Below are 21734 nucleotides of genomic sequence, written 5' to 3' on the forward strand. Positions count from 1 at the left end.
CCGTGCCCACCACCACCGTCGAGACGCCGCTGGACGGCGCACCCTTTCGCCGCCGAGTCGCCAAGGACCTGACCTTCTGGTGGCGGCGCCACGGCGTCGACCCGGCGCACGTGGTGACCCGATTCCTGCCCGGGGCTGCAGACCGGGTCTTCCTCGGACCGTTTCCGAACGCCGGCGACCGCGCCGAGGTCCCGTTCGCCTTTGTGGTCTGCGTCCTGGCCGCCGACCGCGATGCCGCCTTCCGGGCGGCCTATGCCCGCCAGGTCCGCCGGGTGCTCGGCCCGGACATCCCGCCGGAGCGGGTGTTCGTGGCCATGCAGTCGACCGATCCCGCCGACCACTTCACCCCCACCTCGGACTGGGGAACGGAGGAGAACACTCATGACTGAGACCCACACTGGCATCGCGGTGACCGACCGCGTACGTGCGCGGGTCGCCGACCTGCTCGGTGGCCGCGACCTCGACCCGGCCGACGATGCCACCCCGCTGGCCGACCTCGATCCTGACCGCTACGACAGCCTCGGCGTGCTGGACTGCGTTGCCGCTGTCGAGGACGAGTTCGACATCTCCATCGACCTGGTCGACGACGATTTGCGGGTCACCTTCCGCAGCGTGTCCTCGATCAGCGAGCTGGTCCGTCGTCGGCTCGCCGACGCCGAAGCCCTCGGATGGACCTGATGGACAGCCGGATCCACGCTTTCGCCACCTCCGGCACCACCGGGACGCCGGTGGTCTGGCACCGCACCGCCGACCAGATCGGCGCCGAGGCCGCCCTGCTCGCCGCCCTCTGCGGGGCATCGGAGGCCGGCGTCGACGGCGTGGTCAGCTTCGCGCCGCCGCGACATCTGTACGGGCACCTGATGGGCATCGCCATGCCGACGACTCTGAACGTGCCCTGCCGACTGGTCTCGTTGACCGCGCCGCTGCGGTGGGCCTTCGACGCGCTGCACCGCCCGCTCGTGGCGGCCTTGCCCGCCGCGATCGCCACCCTGCAGCACAACCTCGGCGTGCTCCGCGGCCTGGACGAGCTCGTTCTCGTCCACGGCTCAGCGGTGCTGCCCCCAGCTGCCAGGACGCTCCTCGACGACCTGGGCGGTCGCGCCCGGCTGGTCGACCTGTTCGGCTCCACCGAGACGGGTCTGGTGGGCTACCGCCGCAGCGAGGACGCGCCGTGGACCCCGGCCCCGGACGTGACGCTCACCGCGGAGCCGGGCAGCGGCCGGCTGATCGTGCACAGCCCCCGGATCGCAGCCAGGCCCGGCGGGCCGGACCGGACCTCGGCGGTGCTCGAGGACGTGGTCAGCTTCGCGCCGGACGGCACCTTCCGCTGGTTGGGTCGGTCCAGCCGGCTGCTCAAGGTCAACGGGCGTCGACTCTATCTCGACCAGGTGGAGGCTGCCCTCCGCTGCCAGGTGCCCGGGGCCATCGCTCGTTGCCAGCCTGCCGCGGACCCGCGGCGCGGCGAGTGGTTCGACGTCCACGTCTCCGCCGCCGGCCCGGCCGACCTGGCCGACATCGAGCGAGCCTGCCGCACCCTGCCGGCCTGGCAACGACCACGAACGGTGCGAGCAGCATGAGCGCGATCGATTCGGCCGCCCTGCGGGCCGTCGTCCGCCGGGCCGCCCGGCTGCCCCACCTGGCCCGGGCGTACGCGGCCATCGACCTGAGTGGCGACTTCGCCTTTGCGTCCGTGCCGGAGATGACCCGGGAGGACGTGACGGCCGCCGCACGGCAGGCTCGGCGCGTCGAGTCGGGCCGTGCCGTGCCCGCCTACCTGTTCACCAGTGGCGGAAGCACCGCCGAGCCCAAGCTCGCCTGGATCCCCGCCGGACTGCACCTGCCTGAGATCGAGGCGCACTGGCGGCCGATCCGCGCCACCGACACCGTGGCCAACCTGGCCATGCCCGGCCGACTGTGGTCGGCCCATCTGTTCTACAACCGGCTGGCCGAGCGGGCCGGCGCCGGTGTGATCGGACTGGGACACGTGGAGGAGCGCGAGCTGGACCCCTGGCTCGACTTCCTCGCGCAGGCCGGCACCACCGTGCTGGTCGGCACGCCCGGGCAACTGGCCACCGTGCTCCGGCGCTGCGCCGACCTGGCTCATCCGCTGATCGAACAGCTGCGGGCAGGGATCTGGTTCGGCGAGAGCTGCGGTCCGGATCTGTTGGAGCTGTGCCGCGCCGCAACCCCGGCGCTGGAGCTGTACGGCAACTACGGCTCCACCGAGACCTGGGTGATCGGCCACAACGGGCCTGGTTGCGACCCCGACAGCTTCCACGTCCTGCCGCACCAGCACGTCGAGGTCGTCGATTCGGCCGTACTCGTCACCACCACCCATCCGGCCACCATCGGGCCGGTGATCCGCTATCGGGTCGGTGACCGGGGGGCCTGGGTCCAGTGCCGTTGCGGTCGCGGCAGGGCCCTGCGGATCCTCGGCCGCGAAGGGACGCTGGTCAAGTTGGCCGGCACCCTCGTCGACCCGGCCGAGCTGGTGCGGGTCGCGGCCGGCATGCCGGGAGTGCAGGCCGCCCAAGGCGTGCTGAGGCAGACCGCGGCCGGCGAGACCGAGGCGCTGGAGCTTCGGCTGGTCGCCCCAGCCGGCCCCGATCTCTCCGCGGTCCGACAGCGCGTCCTGGACAGCCACATCGATCTGCGGTTCGGTCTGCGCGGCAGCGAGGAGCACGCGCTTCCGGTGGTCGTCGTCGACCGGCTGGAGACGGTGGCCCGCACGGCCAAGACGCCCATCGTGCTGCGGCGCAGGGGGGACTCCTGATGATGAGCATCCCGGCCGCGGAACGGGAAAGGTTCACCCTTCCGTTGGCCCGCCGCCGACTGCTGGCGGAGCGAGGCGCTATCGACGCCGACCGCTATCGCCGCGAACTGGTCGACTACGTCCGGCGGTTCGACCCGCAGGTCCGGGCCTTCGCCGACTGGCGTCCGGCCGACCTCGAAGGCAGCCCCCTGCCGTACGGCTGCACGGTCAGCTACAAGGACACCATCGACGTCGCCGGGTTCCCGACCCGGCTCGGCATCCGCAGCGGCTACCGCAGCTATCCGAGCCGAAGCGCGGCGATCGCCAGCCAGCTGTCGGCCCGCGGGCTGCTCTGCGTCGGCAAGGCGGCCGTCACCGAGTGTGCCCTGGGCACCGAGCGCCCGAGCCTCAACCCCACCTATCCCGATCTCTCCGCCTCCGGTTCGAGCACCGGGTCGGCGGTGTCGGTGGCGGCAGGCTTCTGCGACGTCTCCGTCGGCACCGACTCGGGTGGCTCGATCCGCTGGCCGGCCGTCTACTGCGGGGCGACGGCACTGCGGCTGACACCGCGGTCAGACCGGCTGACCGGCGTGCACGCGGTCTCGCCCAGCCTCGAGTCCGTCGGGTTGATCGCCCGCACCCCGGCCGACCTGGACTGGCTGTGGCGGACGTACGGACTGGGTGCTGCGTTGGGCGCCGAGCCCAGCCTGCAACGGCACCGGCTGCGGATCGGAGTCACCGTGCCGCCGGGTGAACGGCTGCACAGCGAGGTGGCCGATGCCCTGGCCGCGGTCGCGGACCGGCTGGCAGACCGCGGGCATGTGTTGAGTCACCCGGACCTGGGTTGGGCGTGGCGCCAACGCGCCGACGCCTGGGAACTGCTCTCCCGCGAGGCGTACGACGGGTTCGGTGCGCTGCTTGACGACACCCGGTGCACCCCGCTGGCGGCGGACACCCGACTCGCGGTCGAGACCGGCGCGCGGACCAGCGATGCGCGCTACGCAGAGCTGCGACGACGGCAGCAGCAGGTGAGCAGCCGGCTGGCGAGGCTGCTGACCGACGAGTTCGATCTGCTGGCCGTGCCGCTGGAGAAGGGGCTGCCCGACCGGGCCGACCGGCAGTACGCGTCGGTGGTGCCCACCGAGCAGCCCGACGCAGTCGACCTGAGTCTGACCATCCTGGCCAGCCACGCCCGCTTGCCCGTGCTGGCGCTGCCGGTTGTCCTGTCCACCGACGGCGCCCCCATCGGTCTGCAACTGCTGGCTCGACCAGGCGCTGAGGACCTGCTCATCTCCGCCGCCAAGCTGGTGTCGGCACTCTGCCAGCCCTATCACCTCCAGGAGGCATCATGAGCAAGTCACCTCAGGTCGTCGTGGTCACCGGTGGCGGCACCGGCATCGGCCGGGCGATAGCCGAGCGGTTCGCCACCGACGGCGCCGCCGTCGTGATCGTCGGACGGCGTAGCGAGGTGCTGGCCGAGACAGTCGCCGCCCTCGGCCCGAGGTCGTTGTCGGTGTCGGCCGACGTCTCCCGGCCCGAGGACGTCGACGCCCTCGCCACCACCCTCAGCCGGCGCTTCGGCCGGGTCGATGTGCTGGTCAACAACGCCGGCTATCTGCTGCCGGTGACCCTGGCCGACCGGGCAAACGGTGCCGCCGCGCTGACCGAGCAGCTCGGCGTCAACCTGATCGGTGCCTACCAGGTCACCGCGGCCCTGAACGACCTGCTCACCCGACCCGGCGGCCGGGTGATCAACATCAGCTCGATCGCCGCCTACTCCGGCGGCAGCGGGGCCGGCGCTGCCCAGGGCTACGCCGCAGCCAAGGCCGGCCTGATCGGTCTGACCTACGGGATGGCTCGAGAGCTGGCCCCGCAGGGCGTGACGGTCAATGCCGTGGCACCGGGATTCGTGGCCGACACCGGCTTCACCGAGGACTTCCCGCCCGAGCGAGTGCAATGGCTGGTCGGCCAGACGCTGACCGGCCGAGCCGGCGAGACAGCCGACGTGGCCGCGGCCGTCAGCTATCTGGCCAGCCCGGACGCCTCCTGGGTCTGCGGCCAGGTCCTGCATGTGAACGGCGGCACCCTGTTCGGCCGATAGCCCACCAGACCAACCCACCAAGGAAGTGAAAGATGAACCAGCCTGACCACCCCACCAGCCCGGCCGACGCGGTCGTCGTGCTCGGCGTGATGTTCGCCGGCCGGTACCCACGGCTGTTTCCCGCTGCCGCCGCCCGGCGGTTCCGCGTACTCGGCGTGGACGGGCCGTCGCCGTTCAAGCAGCGGGTCGACGCCGCCCGCCGCAGCGACCCCACCCACCCTTTGGCGGGCGTGGCAGAGCTGGCCTGGATCCCCGGCGACCAGCATGAGGAGGTGATCGAGCAGGTGCTGACCTGGTCTCGACAGCATCGCATCCGCGGCGTCCTGGCGTTCGGCGAGGACTTCGTCGAGGTGGCCGGGTTGGTCTGCGACCTGCTCGATCTGCCCGGCCCGGGTCTGCGGGCCAGCCGGGTCTGCCGCAACAAGCACCTGCAACGGCGTTACCTGGCGCGGTGGAGTCCGCAGTCCCGCCTCATCGGTGCCGACCGCGACATCGCCTGGGACACCTTCCCGGCTGTGCTCAAGCCGGTCGGGCGCGAGGCGAGCTCCGGCGTGCAGCGGATCGACGACCCAGCCGGCCTGAGCGGGGCGCTGACCGCGTACGAGCCGGGGGAGGAGCTGCTGATCGAGGAACTGGTCGACGGCCACGAGGTCTCCGTGGAGAGCCTCGTTCAGCAGGGCCGCGTGATCTTCGCCTCGGTGACCGGCAAGCTGACCAACGAGTCGGGCTCGAGCTTCTTCGTCGAGATGGGACACACCGTGCCCGATCCGGCGCTGGACGAGCAGGCGCGGGCCGCGGTGCTCACGGCCAACGCCGAGATCCTGACCCGCCTGTCCTTCGGCGACGGCATCGCTCACGCTGAATACCGGATCCGCGCCGACGGGTCGGTCGTGCTGATGGAGCTCGCCGCCCGGGCGCCCGGCGACAGCATCCTCACCCTCTATCAGCTGGCCTGTGGGACACCGATCGAGCCGGCGCTGCTGGACATCGCCACCGGACACCCGGCCGGCTATCCCGCACCCAGCCGCTATGCCCGGCAGGTCTACCTGCCGCACCCGACCGGAGTGCTGCGTGACGTGACCGCCGACGGGCTGGGCGTGCCGGTCACCTGGCTGGCTGCCCGCTGGGCCTGGCCGGAGGTGCCGGATCCGGTGGACGGAGCCGAGCCCGCGTCGGTTCGGATGGTCGTGGTCGGCCGGAACCGGGGCGATGTCCTGGTGCCGATCCGCCAGTCCGGCGACCGGCTGCTGATGTACATCCTCGACGCCGCCACGGTGCCGGAGCTGGAGGAACTGCAACGCCGCTGTGACCTGGCCATCGACGTCCGGGTCGACGCTGAGGTGGTCGACAACGGGCTGGTCGACGCTGGGTTGGTCCACACTCAGTTGGTCGAAACTGGGGCGGTGGCGGGATGAGCCGCACGTCCGCGGCCGGCGGCGCCCGAGCGCTGCTGCGCGAGCGGCTGGAGCCGCTGCGGCCGCCCGGTTATCGCCGCGTCGCCGCCGCGCTGATGGTGTCGAACTTCGGCAACGGGATGCAGTTCGTGGCCAGTGTGTGGCTGATCCTCGAGCTGACCGACCACCCGTGGGGCGTTCCGGTGGTCTTGTTGACCGGCGCGTTGCCCGGCGTGCTGCTCGGGCCGCTGATCGGCATGGCCATGGACCGTTTTCCGCGTCGGCTGCTGTTCGTGATCACCGACCTCTTCGCCGCGATCAGTCTGGCCGCCGCCGCAGCACTGACCCTGAGCGGCAACCTGCAGATCTGGCATGTCTATGTGATGGTGTTCCTCCTTGGTCTGGTCGAGTCGACGTCGATGCCGACCGGTGCCGCTCTGGTTCGCGAGATCGTCCCGGTGGACAAGCTGCTGCCCGCCAACGCCACCAGCGGGGTGGCCATCCAGCTGGGCCAGGTGCTCGGTGCCGCGACCGGAGGACTGCTGATCGCGGTCTCCTCGGTGGGCATCGTGCTGGTCGCCAACATGGTGTCCTTCCTGGCCTCGGCCGCCTTCATCTTCGGACTCCGGGACGCCGGGCGGAGCCGCTCCGCGCCGACCGGTCCGCGCGGCTGGCGCTCCACCATGGCCTGGTCCCGCCAGGGCCTGACCTATCTGTGGGCCCACCCGCGCATGCTGCCCTCGTACCTGATGCTGCTGTTGCTATTCGCCACCTTGTACATGCTGAACACGCTGCTGGCCCCGTTCGCGGTGGACGTGCTGGATGTCGGGCCTGGCGGTCTGGGTCTGATCGACGCCATGTTCGCGCTTGGCGCGGTCTGCGGCGGGCTGGCCCTGCCGCTGCTGACCGCCCGGCTGAACCGGGATCGGTTGGCCGGTCTCGGGGTCATCGGTCTGGGGTTGGCGCTGGCGGGCATGGGGCTGTCCTCCGGGCTGCTGGCGCCGATGCTGCTGTACGCCGCCATGGGGGTCAGCTTCCAGGCCTTCTACGTGTTCCGCACCCGGGTGCAGGAGGCGGTGCCGGTCGATCTGCAGGGTCGGGTGATGGCCTTGATCATCACCAGCGTCGGCATCGGTCGGCTGATCGTGTACGGGACCTTGGCCGTGTCCGCTGGAGCGGTGACCTTGCGCGCCACCTATCTGACCGGTGGAACGGTGCTGGCCGCGCTCGGCCTGGTGGTCACCGTCGCCGCCTTCCGGCGGGCCAGCGCCTCGACCCCGCCGACCGAAGAGCCGACGACAACCGGTCCGACTCTCGCGACCGAGGCGAGCCCGTCGAGGACGCTGGCAACCGAAGGACGGACATCATGAAGCCGCCGGCGGTGATCCTGCTGGGTGGGATGGTCGCCACCTGGAACCACCGCTTCCTGCACGCCGCCCGCCGCCGTGGCCTGGCCGTCCTGCTGGTTGACGGCCCGACCACCGGACTGGCCGGGCTGGTGGAGCAGCGCCGCTCGGCCAGCTCGGAGTCGCGCAGCTCGGAATCACCCAGTTCGGAGTCACCCAGCTCGGGGCACCCGCTGCACGGTGTCACCGACTGCGCCGAGCGGGAGCCCGGCGAGGTGGGTGGGGTGCTCGAGGCATGCCTGGACTGGACCGATCGGTGGGACGTCCGGGGGATCTGCAGTCTGCGCGAGGAGTTCGTCGAGGCGGCCGGCCTGGTGACTGATCTGCTCGGCCTGTCTGGTCCGGGTCTGCGAGCCAGCCGGGTGAGTCGCAACAAGTTCTTGCAGCGGCGCTATCTGTCGGCCTGGAGCCCCCGCTCGGACCTGGTCGTCCCGGCGGCACGCGTTGCCCGGGTGGCAGCGTGGGACCGATTCCCGGCGGTGGTCAAGCCGATCGGCCGGCTGGCCAGTTCGGGCGTCCAGCTGGTGTTGACCCCGGCTGAGCTGGTCGAGGCGCTCGAGGCGTACCAGCCGGGGGAGGTGCTGCAGTTCGAGGAGCGGGTCGTCGGGCCGGAGTTCTCCGTCGAGTCGCTCAGCCGGAACGGGGAGTGTCTCTACGTCGAGGTGACCGAGAAGCGGACCACCGAAGGCGACTCCCCGTACTTCGTGGAGCTGGGCCACACCACCCCGGCGGTCAATCTGACCGAGTCTGCACGGGCCAACCTGCTGGCCGCGCATGCCGCCGTGCTCAACCGGCTGCAGTTCGGCACCGGCATCGCCCACGGGGAATATCGGGTCACCGCTCGCGGGCGGGTCGTGTTGACCGAGGTGGCCGTCCGACCGCCCGGGGACAGCATCCTGGCCTTGCATTGGCTGGCCACCGGCACACCTCTGGAGGACGCACTGATCGGCTTGGCGGTCGGCGAGGACGTCGTGCCGCCGTCGCATCCGCGCCGCTACGCCCGCCAGGTCTATCTGCCCCACCAGCCCGGCACTCTCTCCGGAATGGCGGCCCCGAATGGTGCTGGTCTGGGGGTGACGTGGTTTGACCGGGCCGCTGCGCATGACCCCGTCCGCGAGGCTGGTGCCGCCACCGACCCGCCCACGGTTCGTTGCCTGATGGCCCTCAAGCCGCTCGGCAGCCAACTCGGACCGCTCCGCGAGTCCGCCGACCGGGTGAGCATGTTCGTCATCGATGCCACCTCACCCGATGCCCTCGATCAGCTGGAGGCCCAGGTCTCCCGCGACGTGCACCTGGAGGTGTCGCGATGAACGCGCCGCAAGCAACCCCGATCCTGCTGGAGCTGGGCGACCCGCCGCCGGCCTCCGAAGCAGCTGTGTCGCCGCTGTGGCCGTCGGGTCCTGAGCTGACTGCGGCCGTCACCGAGCTGCGTGGCCGACTCGCGCTGGTCGAGTATGCCGACTGCTGGGCGCTGCGCCGGCGGCTTGCCGCCGCGGCCCTCGGTCATGCCCTGGTGATGCAGGGCGGGGACTGCGCCGAGCTGTTCGCCGAGGTGTCGGACCGCACCACCGATCGGAAGCGGGCCCAGCTGGCCGGGCTCGGTCGCCGCCTCTCCGAGGCCACCGAACTGCCGTCCGTGCTGATCGGGCGGATGGCCGGACAGTTCGCCAAGCCCCGCTCGTGTGGGTACGAGCCAGGTCCGGATGGCGGCGAGATCCCGGTGTACCGCGGCGATGCCGTCAACACGGTGCTGGCGACGCACGCCGGTCGAGCCGCCGATCCGCGCCGGATGCTGACCGCGTACGACTGCTCCGCGGCCGTGCTGCGGAGACTGAGCCAGTGGGCGGGCGAACCGGTGTGGGCCAGCCACGAGGCCCTGCTCATCGAGTACGAGGGGTCGCTGGTCCGCCGCGACGTGGGGACCGGGTCACCGTACGCGTCCTCCGGGCACTTGCTGTGGGCCGGGGAACGCACCAGATCCGCCTCCGGACCGCAGATCTCATTGCTGGCCGGCGTGGACAACCCGGTGGCCGTGAAGCTCGGACCGTCGACGACGCCGGCGGAGGTGATCGAGTTGATCGAGGTGCTGGACCCGCAAAGGCAACCCGGACGGCTCACCTTCATCTCACGCATGGGGGCCGGTCGGGTGCTGGACCGGCTGCCGGCGCTGGTCGCGACCGCCGCGGCAGTCGGCGCTCATCCGGTGTGGCTGTGCGACCCGATGCACGGCAACACGGTCAAGCTCGCCGACGGTCGGAAGATCCGAGCGGTCAGCGACATCGTGGCCGAGGTGCACGGGTTCGTCGAGGCCGTCCGGGCGAGTGGTCAACGCCCGGCCGGGCTTCATCTGGAGTGCACCCCGGACGACGTCACGGAGTGCGTGCCGCGGCGGGAGGACATCGGGGTGGCAGCGCTGCCCAGGTACGTGAGCGGCTGCGATCCCCGGCTGACTCAGGAGCAAGCCGAGCAGGTGCTGGACGCGTTCGTCGACGCGCTGACGGTCACGACCCGGCTCGAGACGGTGTCGTGATGCCGACGCTCGGCGACGACACCTTGACCCCGGCCGAGGTGGTGAGCCTCGCCCGACGGCCGGGCGCCACGCTGGTCCTGGACAAGGCCGTGGAGGCCCGGATGAGACGGTCGGTGGCCGCCCGGGATGTCCTGGTGGCCTCCGGTGAGCCGGTATACGGGGTCACCACCGGGTTCGGAGCCAGCGTGGTCCACCAGGTGTCGGCAGCCAAGGCGGCCGAGCTGCAGGCAGCGCTGATCCGCTACCACCTGGTGGGCAGCGGTCCGATCGCCCCGGACGAGGTGGTCCGGGCCAGCATGATCATCCGGGCAAACTGCCTGGCCCGGGGCTGTTCCGGGGTCCGGCCGGAGGTGGTCCGGGTGCTGCTGGAGTTGCTGGCTCACGATCTCCTTCCGGTGGTGCCGGAACGCGGATCGGTCGGGGCCAGTGGGGACCTGGTGCCGCTCTGCTATGTGGCCGACGTCGTCACCGGCGGCGGCCAGATCCGGCAGCACGGCGTGCTGCGACAGGCGGATGAGGCTCTGGCCGACGCCGGGATCCAACCCGTCACGCTGCAGCCCAAGGAGGCGCTGGCGCTGATCAACGGCACCTCGTTCATGTCCGGTTTCGCGGTCCTGGCCGCCGCGGACGCCGCCGAGCTTGCCGTTGTCGCGGAGGCGTGCACCGCCCTGGCCGCCGAGGTGCTGCGGGGAAACCGCGGCGCCTTTGCCCCGTTCGTGCACGCACAGAAGCCACACCCCGGGCAGTTGGCGAGCGCCGCGACGATCTTCCGGCTGCTCGAGGGGTCCGGGCACTGTCAGGACCCGTCGTCGATCCGGTCTACGAACCCGGACATCGGGCAGGCCGACTATCAGCGGCTGGCACAGCCGATCCAGGACCGCTACTCGCTGCGCTGTGCCCCACACGTCGTAGGCGTGCTGCGGGACACGACCGAGTGGGTCGACCGGTGGCTCGGCGTCGAGATCTGCTCGACCAACGACAACCCGCTGTTCGATCCGGAATCGGCGACCGTTCACAACGGCGGCAACTTCTATGGCGGCCATGTCGCGCTGGCCATGGACTCCCTGAAGGTGGTGGTGGCCAGCGTCGGGGACCTGCTGGACCGGCAGCTCGCCTTGGTGGTGGACGACAAGTTCAACGACGGCCTGACCCCGAATCTGATCCGTCCTCCGGCGAACGCCGCCGAAGCGGGCTTGGACCACGGTTTCAAAGGGGTGCAGATCGCCGCGTCGGCGTTGGCCGCGGAGGCGCTCAAGCTGGGCATGCCGGCCACGGCGTTCTCCCGGTCGACCGAGGCCCACAATCAGGACAAGGTGTCCATGGGCACCATTGCTGCCCGGGATGCTCGGGCGGCGCTGGAGATCGTCTTCGACCTCGCCGCCCTGCATCTGGCCGCGCTGGCTCAGGCCGCTGATCTCCGCGGTGCGGACCGACTCGGCGACGGCAGCCGGCTGGCGTACGAGGTGGTGCGTCGGCACGTCCGCTTCAGCGACCGGGACCGCCGGCTCGACACCGAGATCGGTGCCTTGGCCGCCGCGCTGCGTGGCGGTGCGATGAGCGTCGCGTTGGGCGGTGCTCTCGGCGATCCCTCGGCGACTGTGGGTCCTTCGGCCACTGTGGGTCCCTCGGCCACCGCGGATCCCTTAGCCACCGGCGGCGCCTTGGCCAGGGTCGGCGGCCGGTCGCAACCGGCAGCGGAGGAGCTCGTCCATGTCTAACGAGAGCTCGTCCATGTCTGAGGCTCCCCAGCCCTCAGAGCTGCTGACCGGCTCGCTCCGCGACAGGCTCGAGCAGTTCGACCGCGGCGCGTTCGACCAGGCGGCGTGGCGGGTGCAGGCCGACGAGTGGAGCCGGTCGGCCGATGCCCGATACCGGGCCTGCACCGAGCTGCGCCCGTTGTCGGCCAGCGCGCTGCCGATCGCGGTCGGCGTCAAGGACACCGTGGACGTCGTCGGGTTCTCGACCAGGCTCGGTCTTCGTCGGTTCCGGCACTACCCGGTCCGGTCGGCCAGGGTGCTGGAGCGTCTCCGGGCCGGGGTGGTGAACGCCAAGGTCGTGACCACGGAGCTGAACATCGGGCTGGGATCGGGTTGCCGGAATCCGCTGCTGCCGCAGATCGATCCGGCCGGGTCGAGCACCGGGTCGGCGGTGGCCGTCGCCGCCGGGATCTGCGACCTCTCATTGGGCACCGACGTCCTCGGCTCGGTCCGCTGGCCGGCCGGTCGCTGCGGGGTCGTCGGGCTCCGGACCACTCACGACGCGGAGCTGCTCGACGGGATCTTGCCGCTGTCGCCGTCGATGGACGCGGTCGGCTGGGTGACCAGGACCGCCGACGACCTGGCGGTGCTCTGGGACAGACTCAACCTGGGCGGTGCGGCCGGCCTGGATGGCGCGGCCGGCCCCGGTGGCGCGGCTGGCCTGGGTGGCATGGACGGCCCCGCGGATCAGGTCCCAGGTTCTCAGGTCTCAGGTCGTCAGGTCCCAGGCGGTCAGGTCTTAGCGCGGCGGTGCCGGATCGGGGTGGTGACCGACATCGGCGACGGGACGGTCGAGCCGGCCATCGAGCAAGCCTGGCTCCAGACGGCCAACGCGCTCGAGGCAGCCGGCCATGAGCTGTGTGCGGTCAGTGTCGGCGAGCTGTGGCAGTGGCGTGGAGCGGCCTGGGAACTGTGCGCGCGTGACGCCGTGGACGGCTTCGCTGCGCTTCGGGACTGGATCGACGATGAGCTCAGCCCGACCACCCTGGCCGCGCTGGCCGCCGGCGAGCGGGTGGATGACCGGCGGCTGGCTGAGATCAAGGACGGCCAACGACGCCTTCGGACTGCGGTGGCCGGTCTCTTCGTCGAGCAGCGGGTCGATGCTTGGCTGCTCCCCCTGGATCCGACAGTGCCGCGACCGCGGGGCGCGGTATCGCGGCGGCCCGGAGCATCGACCATCCCTACTCCTGACGACCCCGACTACGACAGCGAAGTCGGCTACACGACGCTGGCCAGTTTCGCGGGCCTGCCGGCGATCAGCTTTCCGGTGGGACGCTGCGGCGTACCCGAGGCACCCCTGGCCATGCAGCTGATCGGCCCTCGGCACTCCGAGCGGACCCTGATCCGGCTGGCCGACGATGCAGCTGGTCGGCTCGACCTGCCGAAGCCACGGCTGCGCTAGCCCTTCCCCGGTCGTGATGCCCACGCACCCAGGCTTGCGGTCGGTCCGTGGTCGTCTGTGGCCCACGGGCGCAAGCCGTACTCCGGCCACGCCTGACCACCGGTCGTCTGTGGCCCCCGGGCGCACACCGTACGGGCCTGCGTCTGCATCGATGGACGTCTGCGGCCCACGGGCGCAAGCTGTGCTCCGGCCACGCCTGACCACCGGTCGTCTATGGCCCCCGGGCGCACACCGTACGGGACCTGCACCTGGTTCGTGGTCGTCTGTGGCCCCCGGGCGCACACCGTACGGGCCTTGCGTCTGGCCCGCGCTCGTCTGCGGCCCACGGGCGCAAGACGTACGGGCTTTGTGCCTAGGTGACGGTCGTCCTTGGCCCGGGGGCGCAAGACATACGGACCCACCGCCTGGTCCGCGCTCGCCCTTGGCCCGTGACCCAAACGCGGTCCGAGAGTCGATAAGGCAGCGGCGTCACCTGAGATGACGCGCGGCGGGGGCGCGACCAGTTGTTGCCGACTGTTGCCGATATGGGCCGATTCCCTTGGCAAGAATGCCGAACCGGCGGCACAGTGGCCGACATGACCGTACCCACCCGATCCAGGCTCGCCGCGTCCCCAGAAGGCAGCTTCGGCACTGATTTCGGTGATCCTGACCGGGCGCTGACGATCGGGGGTGTCGGCGAGCGACTGGACCCGGCCGAGGTGTCGGGGTTCGTCACCGACGCGCTGGCCGGCGCAGACATAGACGGCAAGAGTGTGTGTCTGGTCGTGCCGGATGGCACCCGGACCTGTCCGCTGCCGTTGCTGCTGCGCGCGGCGCACGCCGCGCTCGACGGCCGCGCTCGGCGGGTGACGGTGGTGATCGCGCTCGGCACCCACCAGGGAATGAGCGAGGAGCACCTCGCCCAGCACCTTGGCTACGACGCCGGGGCACTGGAGGAGACCTATCCGGGCTGGACGGTGCTCAATCACGAGTCCTGGATTCCGGAGACGTTCGCGACTCTCGGCAGCATCGGCGCGGACCGGCTGGCCGAGCTCACCGGGGGACTGCTCACCGACACGTCGGTGGAGGTACGGATCAACCGTCATGTCGCCGAGGCCGACGTGGCGATCGTGGTCGGGCCGGTGTTCCCGCACGAGGTCGTCGGGTTCTCCGGCGGCAACAAGTACTTCTTTCCCGGGGTCTCAGGCCAGGAACTGATCGACCTGTCGCACTGGGTCGGCGCGCTGATCACCAGCGCCGAGATGATCGGCAGCCGGGGTGTCACCCCGGTCCGGGCCTTGATCAACGAGGCAGCCACGCTCATCCCGGCCTACCGGTTGGCGCTCTGCCTGGTCGTGGCGTCGGGCACCGACACGTTGCACGCGGCAGCCTTCGGCACCCCGGAGGACGCCTGGGCTGCCTGCGCCGCGGTATCTGCTGAGACCCACATCAGCTATCGGGACGCCCCTGTACGGCGGGTGCTGTCGATCATGCCGACCAAGTACGAGGACATCTGGACCGCAGCCAAGGGCTTCTACAAGCTGGAGCCGATCGTGGCGGACGGCGGTGAGGTGATCATCTACGCGCCGCACATCACCGAGGTCTCGGTCATGCACCCACAGATCAGTGAGATCGGCTATCACAACCGCGACTACTTCGTCGGCCAGTGGGAACGCTTCAAAGACCGGCCGTGGGGCGACCTGGCCCACTCCACGCACCTGCGCGGCCAGGGTACCTGGGATGTGGTCGACGGTGAGCGGAACCGCGTCACGGTGACCTTGGCCACCGGGATCCCCGAGGATGTCGTACGCGCGGTCAACCTCAACTACCTCGATCCTGCTGCGGTTGACATCGCCGCGTACGAGGCAGATCCGGACACCTTTGTCGAGCCCCATGCCGGCGAGGTGCTGTATCGGCTCCGTCCGGGCCCGTCCGGCGGCGGCGAACCCGACGGTCGCCAGCCGGACGCGAACGGACTGGACGGATAGCCTCCCGAACTCTCGGGCACACCGTCATACCTCCCTACTTCTTGAGCACGCACCCACCGGTGCGCCGCGATTGCTTCGACCTTGTGAGTCCGCGCTCACGCGAAGCAGCAACAGCGCACCAGAGCAACAGCCGATTCCGCAGAGCAGTAGGCAACAAGCGACGAGTTGGCAACAGTTGGCAAACGTAGGTCGTCGAAAGCCGAGGTCGTTGACTTGCGACCATGTCGGAGCACCACGCCAGTGACGTTGGCGCCGCGCGGCTTCCCGACCGGGAGGCAGCGAAAGGTGCGCGGATGTAGTTACAGCGTCGCTGAAGCTACATCTGCGCACCACTCGATGTGAGGAGATCGCGGGTCACCGCCGGGATGGCGGCTCAGCCGCGCGCGGTCAGCAGGGCGGCCAGGCTGTCGCTGACACCACGAGGCTCGATGGCGATCTCGGCGGCTCCGACGTCGGCCAATGCCTCCGCTCGTGAGGAGACGCTGGCGGCGAATCCTGGGTCGGTGTAGGCGAGATAGACCAGTTCGCCCTCATGCAGCTGTAGTTGCTCGGCAAACTGCTCAGTGTCGGCGGTCTCCATCCCGAGCAGTTCGACGAGCCGAATCTGCACGACCTCGGGATCGGCGCCCAGGGCGTACGCGATCCGCCGGGCCGTCTCGCTGACAGCAGCGGTCGGTTCCGGCTCCGCCTCGGCCGTGGACCCGGTGAACGCAACCGCCGGTCCTGGTAGGGAAGGCAGCGGGGCACTCAGCAAGCTGGGCAGATCGACCCGGCCGACGCCCCAACCGGCCGGCCAACCGGGAGGCACCACGCAGACTCCTGGCGTACGCAGCACAGCGAGGAAGGTGGCCTGGATCCGGCGGGCGCCATAGCGCCGGATGAGGGTGTCGCGGCCGTGATGAGCGAGCCAGAGGGCGGCAGCTCCGGCCAGGTGCGCGACGGCGAACGAGGTCCCATTGGCGAGGCCCACGATGGGCTTGTGATCCTCGGTGAACTGCGCGGTGTATACCTGCGCACCAGGCATTGAGACATCGACGGCTGGCCCGCGCGACGAGCCCGACCAGGGGACATCACCGGGACCGGTCGCGGCCACGGCGAGGCAGCTGGGATAGCTGGCCGGCGCCGTCACGAAGCGTACGAAGTTGCCGGCCGCGGCCATCACGATGAGGCCGGCATCCACCGCCTGCTGGATCTGCTCCTCCAGGCCGAAGAAGCCCTTGCCGCCCAGGCTCATCGAGATCACGTGGCAGCCGACGCGCCGAGCGTGCTCCACGGCCTTGGCTACGTCGGAGTCGAACACCTGCACCACGCTCTCGATCGCGCGGATCGGCACTAGCCGGGCTTCCTGAACCAGACCGACGATGCCGGCACTGACTGGCCCGTGGCCGACGATCACGCTGGCGGTGGCCGTGCCGTGCCCGGGAAAGGGCAGCGGCCACAGGGCGTTCTGTCGCAGGTCGTCGAGTGCGTCGTCATCGCTGTCGATCACGTCGCGATCCGTGGTCAGGTCCAAGCCGGTCAGGCCGAGGTTCTGATGGAGCGTGTACCCGGTGTCGGGATGCCCGATCCGGATGCCGCGACCACCCCGTACGTCGGCCGACATCGCGGCCAGCGCCTGCTCCCAGCGCAGGATCCGATGCACCCAGTCCCGCGGTGGCTCCGGTTGCGCCTGAGGGAGCGGCCCGATCTCCGCCCCGTCGATCCCAGCGTCATCGATCCCAGCGTCGGCGGCCCTGGTCTCGTCTGCGGAGGCCCCCTGCTCGTTCTCTGCATATCCGCGGATCGGTACGTCCGCCTCTACGCGCGCGAACCTGCCGGTCGCGGCCAGCGCCATCGCGGCCCGATGACTGCGCCGGGCGTGGCCCACGGTGGCGACTGGCTCGTCGCTGCGACCGCTGACCACGATCAGCGGCCTGCGTGGGACCAGCCGCCGTACCTGCCATCCCGGACCCAGCGTGGCGGTCACCACGACACGGACCGCCGCGACCGTGTTCGGCGGGTGCGGGTCGACCACGATCCTGACCTCGTGCGCTCGGTCGATGCTCATCGCTGAACCCCCTGCCGCTGCCTGAGCTGATATCTGTGACAGAGTCTTCGGGCTCCGGCCCAGATACCGCAAGCCACCTCGACGCTACGATGCGGTCTGCCCGCTTCGCTGATCGGAGACCGATGGGTGCACGCCGCCTCACCGACCTGGACTGGTCAGCGGTCCTTGCCGGACCGCATCATCCGTCCCCGAGTTCCTGGGCGGATCAGGTGCTGTACTTTTTCCTGCTCGACCGGTTCTCCGACGGGAACGAAGACGGCGTGGCCGATCCGGATGGTGTGCCGGGCAGCGGATCGACGCCACTGTTCACCCCCGCTGACACCGGTAGCGCCGTGGCCACCGAGTCCGACGCCGCGCAATGGCGGGCAGCCGGCGTGCGCTGGAACGGCGGCACACTGGCCGGCGCGCGTTCGAAGCTCGGCTATCTGCACCGGCTCGGGGTCACTGCCCTCTGGGTCAGTCCGGTCCTGCGGCAGCGACCGGGCACCGAGGACTACCACGGCTACGGCATCCAGGACTTCCTCGAGGTCGATCCGCACTTCGGCGCCGCCGAGGAACTGCGCTTGTTGGTCAGCGAGGCGCACCGACTCGGGATGTACGTCATCCTCGATGTGGTGCTGAATCACACCGGCGACGTCTTCGACTACGACGCCGATCGCTACGCCAGCATCGATCCAGTCACCGGCGAACACATCATGGATCCGCGGTGGGACGGCCGGCCGTACGCGGTCGCGGGCTGGCGCGACGAGACCGGCTCGCCGGAACTCGACTTCGGCGAAAGCGTCGGCGATCGACCTGATGCTGCCGTCTGGCCGGCCGAGCTGCAGCAGCCGGCCACGTATACAGGCAAGGGTCGGATCGTCAACTGGGACAACGATCCGGAGTTCCTCGAGGGCGACTTCGAGACCTACAAGGATGTCCAACACGGCAGTGGGTCGATCGACGCCTATCAGACCTCAGCAGCGCTGCGGACGTTGGCCAGGGCGTACAGCTACTGGATCGCCTATGCGGATCTGGACGGCTTCCGGATCGACACGGTCAAGCACATGGATCCGGGCGCCACCAGGTATCTCACCTCGGTGATCAAGGAGTTCGCTCAGTCGATCGGCAAGGACCGGTTCTTCTGTGTCGGCGAGATCACCGGGAGCAGGTCGTTCGCCTTCGAGCTGATGCAGGTGACCGGACTCGACGCGGCCCTCGGCCTGGCCGATGTGCAGGGCCAGCTGGAGAGCACGGCCAAGGGCTGGGGAGATCCGGCCGGCTACTTCGATCTGTTCCGCAACTCCGACCTGGTCGGGCAGGGCAGTCATACCTGGTTCGGTCCGCACGTGGTGACCTCGTACGACGACCATGATCAGGTACGCAAGGGAGGGGCCAAGGCACGTTTCGCCGCAGATGCCGAGGGCGCCGCGTTGGCCCTCGTCGCCCTGGTGGTCAATGTCACCACCCTCGGAATTCCGTGTGTCTACTACGGAAGCGAGCAGCGCTTCGACGGCCATGGTGATCACGATCGCTATCTCAGGGAGGCGATGTTCGGCGGCGACTTCGGGCCCTTCCGCAGCCGGCATCGGCACTGCTTCGACGAGGGCTCGGCGATCTATCGCGAGCTTGCTGCCGTGCTGTCGGTCCGGTCAGCCGAGCTCGCGCTGCGACGCGGTCGGCAGTATCTGCGGCAGATCTCGACCGATGGCCAGACATTCTGGTTTCCCACCAGGATCGGATCCGGTCGGCTGACGAGCCTGATCGGCTGGAGCCGCATCCTGTCCGATCGCGAGCTGGTGGTCGTGGTCAACACCGACATCAGTCAGAGCCGTACGGCGTTGATCACCATCGACAACGAGCTACATACGGCGGGGGAGCGTTATCGCTACCGCTACAGCAGCGACCCGGCCAGGATCGACAGCGAGACGGTCGTGTTGCCCGCCAACGGCAAGGCCATCCAGGTCACCGTGCCGGCAGCCGGTGCGGCGATCCTGGTGCCGGCCGACTGAAAGTGTGCGTGGATAGGCAGAATGGTGAGATGGGCGACCCGCTGCTGACCTACGCCGAGGCGTTGTCTGGGCGGATCGCACGGGCAGAGGCACAGCGGGCGGCGCTGATAGCTGCGATCGAGAGCACCCGGACCGCGCGCAGCCTCGACTTCGCCGATGACGAGCATGACCCGGACGGCTCACTGGCGTCGTTGGATCAGGCGCGGGACAGTGCGTTGCTGGAGCGTACGGAGCAGACGCTCGCCGACTTGGCGGCAGCCCAACGGCGTCTCGAGGACGGCAGCTACGGCGTCTGTGAGGTCTGCGGCCGAGCGATCGCGCCGGAGCGGCTGCTGGCTCGGCCGGAGACTCGGGATTGCATCACCTGCGCCGAGCGAAGCAGCCGTCGGGGCCGACACCATCGACAGGTGCGCTGACGTTGCTTCGCGAGTTGCGAAGCAACCCTGGCGCACCAGTGAGTGCGCGCTCACTTGGCGACAAACGGCTCGGGTGGGCGCTCCGGCTCACCGAGCTTCGTACGCGGCCGGTCGCTGCTGCGCCCGGCGTACCCGATCGATGTCGAGCTTCTGGGAGCGGTCGAAGCGGTAGATGCCGTTCTGCTCCTGGAACACGTCGGTGAGCTGGGTGTAGCAATAGCCGAACATCAGGGGGTCGTCGAGGAGTACGCCGACCAGACCTTCGAAGCGGGCATGGAAGTCCTCGACATCACGGACCCGCTGACCATAGCCCCAGGACCCGTCGCTGCCGCTGTCGGACCCGTGGCTGTCCAAGAGGTCGGGATTCCACCAGATGCCGCCGAACTCGCTGACGAAGTAGGGCTGGCCGGCGTACGGGAGGGAGAACTCACCCTCGGTACGCCGGTTCCGGTAGGGATCGCCTTGGGCCAGTCCGGCTTGGTTCGCGGCGAACCCATCCGGGTCCTGCTCGTAGTCGTGCGAGTCCCAGACCTCGGTCTCCGGCACCCGATGGCTGTAGCCGGAGGCGTCGAGCACCGGCCGGGTGGGATCGGCGGCCTTGGTCGCCAGCCACATGCCTCGGGTGACATCGTCGAGTTGCGTGATCTGGTCGCGGAGGACCTGATGCGTCTCGTTCAGCGGGCACCAGCCGATGATGCTGGTGTGGTTGACGTCGCGAGCCAGCACCTCGAGCCACTGGGTGACGAAAGACGCGGTGGGCTGCTGGTTGTCGGTGACATCGCCGTTGATCCGCGCGCCCCAATCGCCGAACTCGCCCCAGACGAGATAGCCGAGACGATCGGCGTGATAGAAGAAGCGCTCCTCGAAGACCTTCTGGTGCAGCCGCGCACCGTTGAATCCCGCTTCGATGGACAGCTCGATGTCGCGTCGCAGCGCGGCGTCGTCGGGTGCGGTCAGCAGGCTCTGCGGCCAGTAGCCCTGATCGAGGACCAGTCGCTGGAAGACGCGCTCGCCGTTGAGCAGGATCGCGGTACCGTCGATGGTCACCGAGCGCAGGCCCGTATAGCTGTCGACCTGGTCGACCAGCTGATCGTCGGCGTCCCACAGCTCGAGTCGTAGGCCGTAGAGGTGCGGATCGGCCGGCTCCCAAACCCGTCGGCGCTCCGGCGGCACCGTCACCGTGACCGTCGGTGCCCGGTCCAGATCGACCCTCGTCGTGGCTGAGCCGACCGTGCCGTGCTCGTCGGACAGGGTCGCGCTCGCCGTCCAGCCGGTACGGCTCGCGCTGACCGGCAGCTCGACTGTGAAGGCGCCGGATCCCAGCTGAGGTACGACCCGGCCGCGGCGCAGATGAACCTGGGGGACTGCCTCCAGCCATACCGTCTGCCAGATGCCGGTGGTTCGGGTGTAGTCGCAGTCATGATTGGCATAGAGCCTGGACTGCTTGCCGCGCGCCTGGACGGCATGGATCGTGTCGCGAGCGCGTACGACGATCGTGATCTCGTCCCGCTCGCCCTCGCCCTCGTCGTCCCGCTCGACGCCGTACGCGCCACTATCCACGGCGTCGGTGATGTCGAAGGTGAACGAGGAGAAGCCGCCGCGGTGCCGGCCGACCTCATGATCGTTGACCCACACCGTGGTGTCGTGGTCGACGGCCCCGAAATGCAGCAGCACGCATTGCGCGGCCCACTCGGCCGGAATCGGCACAGTCCGGCGATACCAGACCGTCTCGAGGAAATCGGTGTCGCCGACGCCGGAGAGCTCGCTCTCCGGGCAGAACGGCACGACGATCTCGCCGCCGAGCTCGCGGGTGCGTAGACCCCGTTCCAGCCCGCTGTCGCCACGGTCGATCTCGAACTGCCAGGTGCCGTTGAGGTTGAGCCAGGACGACCGGAAGAACTGCGGTCGGGGGTGCTCCGGGCGGGGGACAGGCGTGCCGGGATGCATGAGTGCGGGTCACTCCTTGGAAGT

Annotated in this window: 17 protein-coding genes; 15 read left to right on the forward strand and 2 right to left on the reverse strand. The window is 69.9% G+C overall.

The genetic code is table 11. The annotated features are described in order from the left end of the window. The first annotated feature begins 2 nt into the window (after positions 1-2). From MLP_RS04205 to MLP_RS04265, 13 genes are all read left to right on the forward strand, one after another. Entirely contained in the window at positions 3-389 is a 387-nt protein-coding gene (locus MLP_RS04205) for a hypothetical protein (RefSeq protein ID WP_041789713.1), read from the forward strand. Beyond that, positions 382-678: an acyl carrier protein gene (locus MLP_RS04210; protein ID WP_013861767.1), complete on the forward strand. Its 297-nt coding sequence runs from the start codon at positions 382-384 to the stop codon at positions 676-678. Before MLP_RS04205 ends, MLP_RS04210 begins: the two co-directional genes overlap by 8 nt. Then, positions 678-1577: an AMP-binding protein gene (locus MLP_RS27865; protein WP_172641538.1), complete on the forward strand. Its 900-nt coding sequence runs from the start codon at positions 678-680 to the stop codon at positions 1575-1577. Before MLP_RS04210 ends, MLP_RS27865 begins: the two co-directional genes overlap by 1 nt. After that, on the forward strand, positions 1574-2773 hold the full coding sequence (locus MLP_RS04220; RefSeq protein WP_013861769.1) for an AMP-binding protein: 1200 nt from the start codon (positions 1574-1576) through the stop codon (positions 2771-2773). Before MLP_RS27865 ends, MLP_RS04220 begins: the two co-directional genes overlap by 4 nt. Next, positions 2773-4104 carry an amidase family protein gene (locus tag MLP_RS04225; protein ID WP_013861770.1) on the forward strand — a complete coding sequence of 444 codons (1332 nt, stop codon included), beginning with the start codon at positions 2773-2775 and terminating at the stop codon, positions 4102-4104. The genes MLP_RS04220 and MLP_RS04225 overlap by 1 nt, the downstream gene beginning before the upstream one ends. Continuing rightward, entirely contained in the window at positions 4101-4853 is a 753-nt protein-coding gene (locus tag MLP_RS04230; protein WP_013861771.1) for an SDR family NAD(P)-dependent oxidoreductase, read from the forward strand. The genes MLP_RS04225 and MLP_RS04230 overlap by 4 nt, the downstream gene beginning before the upstream one ends. A 32-nt stretch (positions 4854-4885) precedes the next feature. Next, complete coding sequence (locus MLP_RS04235; protein WP_013861772.1) at positions 4886-6268, forward strand: ATP-grasp domain-containing protein; 1383 nt, start codon at positions 4886-4888, stop codon at positions 6266-6268. Next, complete coding sequence (locus MLP_RS04240) at positions 6265-7617, forward strand: MFS transporter (RefSeq protein WP_013861773.1); 1353 nt, start codon at positions 6265-6267, stop codon at positions 7615-7617. Before MLP_RS04235 ends, MLP_RS04240 begins: the two co-directional genes overlap by 4 nt. Continuing rightward, a complete protein-coding gene (locus MLP_RS04245; protein WP_013861774.1) occupies positions 7614-8963 on the forward strand; it encodes an ATP-grasp domain-containing protein in 1350 nt (449 codons plus the stop codon). The genes MLP_RS04240 and MLP_RS04245 overlap by 4 nt, the downstream gene beginning before the upstream one ends. After that, positions 8960-10183 carry a 3-deoxy-7-phosphoheptulonate synthase gene (locus tag MLP_RS04250; protein ID WP_013861775.1) on the forward strand — a complete coding sequence of 408 codons (1224 nt, stop codon included), beginning with the start codon at positions 8960-8962 and terminating at the stop codon, positions 10181-10183. The genes MLP_RS04245 and MLP_RS04250 overlap by 4 nt, the downstream gene beginning before the upstream one ends. Continuing rightward, entirely contained in the window at positions 10183-11901 is a 1719-nt protein-coding gene (locus tag MLP_RS04255) for an HAL/PAL/TAL family ammonia-lyase (RefSeq protein ID WP_156821021.1), read from the forward strand. Before MLP_RS04250 ends, MLP_RS04255 begins: the two co-directional genes overlap by 1 nt. Next, positions 11894-13342, forward strand: coding sequence for an amidase (locus MLP_RS04260; RefSeq protein ID WP_070100456.1), 1449 nt, complete (start codon positions 11894-11896; stop codon positions 13340-13342). Before MLP_RS04255 ends, MLP_RS04260 begins: the two co-directional genes overlap by 8 nt. Positions 13343-13917: 575 nt before the next feature. Next, complete coding sequence (locus MLP_RS04265; protein ID WP_083843984.1) at positions 13918-15309, forward strand: lactate racemase domain-containing protein; 1392 nt, start codon at positions 13918-13920, stop codon at positions 15307-15309. A gap of 373 nt (positions 15310-15682) precedes the next feature. Here the strand turns inward: MLP_RS04265 and MLP_RS26035 are convergent, their stop codons facing one another. Continuing rightward, complete coding sequence (locus MLP_RS26035) at positions 15683-17356, reverse strand: S8 family peptidase (protein ID WP_013861779.1); 1674 nt, start codon at positions 17354-17356, stop codon at positions 15683-15685. A gap of 122 nt (positions 17357-17478) precedes the next feature. Between MLP_RS26035 and MLP_RS04275 the strand changes: the two genes are divergently transcribed. Continuing rightward, the gene (locus tag MLP_RS04275) at positions 17479-19347 is read left to right on the forward strand and encodes an alpha-amylase family glycosyl hydrolase (RefSeq protein ID WP_013861780.1); all 1869 of its coding nucleotides are present in this window, start codon (positions 17479-17481) and stop codon (positions 19345-19347) included. Between the two features lie 29 nt (positions 19348-19376). Continuing rightward, positions 19377-19763 carry a TraR/DksA family transcriptional regulator gene (locus tag MLP_RS04280; protein WP_013861781.1) on the forward strand — a complete coding sequence of 129 codons (387 nt, stop codon included), beginning with the start codon at positions 19377-19379 and terminating at the stop codon, positions 19761-19763. An 87-nt stretch (positions 19764-19850) separates the two neighbouring features. On the opposite strand, the gene MLP_RS04285 is transcribed toward MLP_RS04280, so the two are convergent. After that, positions 19851-21710, reverse strand: coding sequence for a glycoside hydrolase family 2 protein (locus tag MLP_RS04285; protein ID WP_013861782.1), 1860 nt, complete (start codon positions 21708-21710; stop codon positions 19851-19853). Positions 21711-21734: the final 24 nt, after the last annotated feature.

Origin of the sequence: Microlunatus phosphovorus NM-1, from assembly GCF_000270245.1 — a bacterium.
GTDB lineage: Bacteria > Actinomycetota > Actinomycetes > Propionibacteriales > Propionibacteriaceae > Microlunatus > Microlunatus phosphovorus.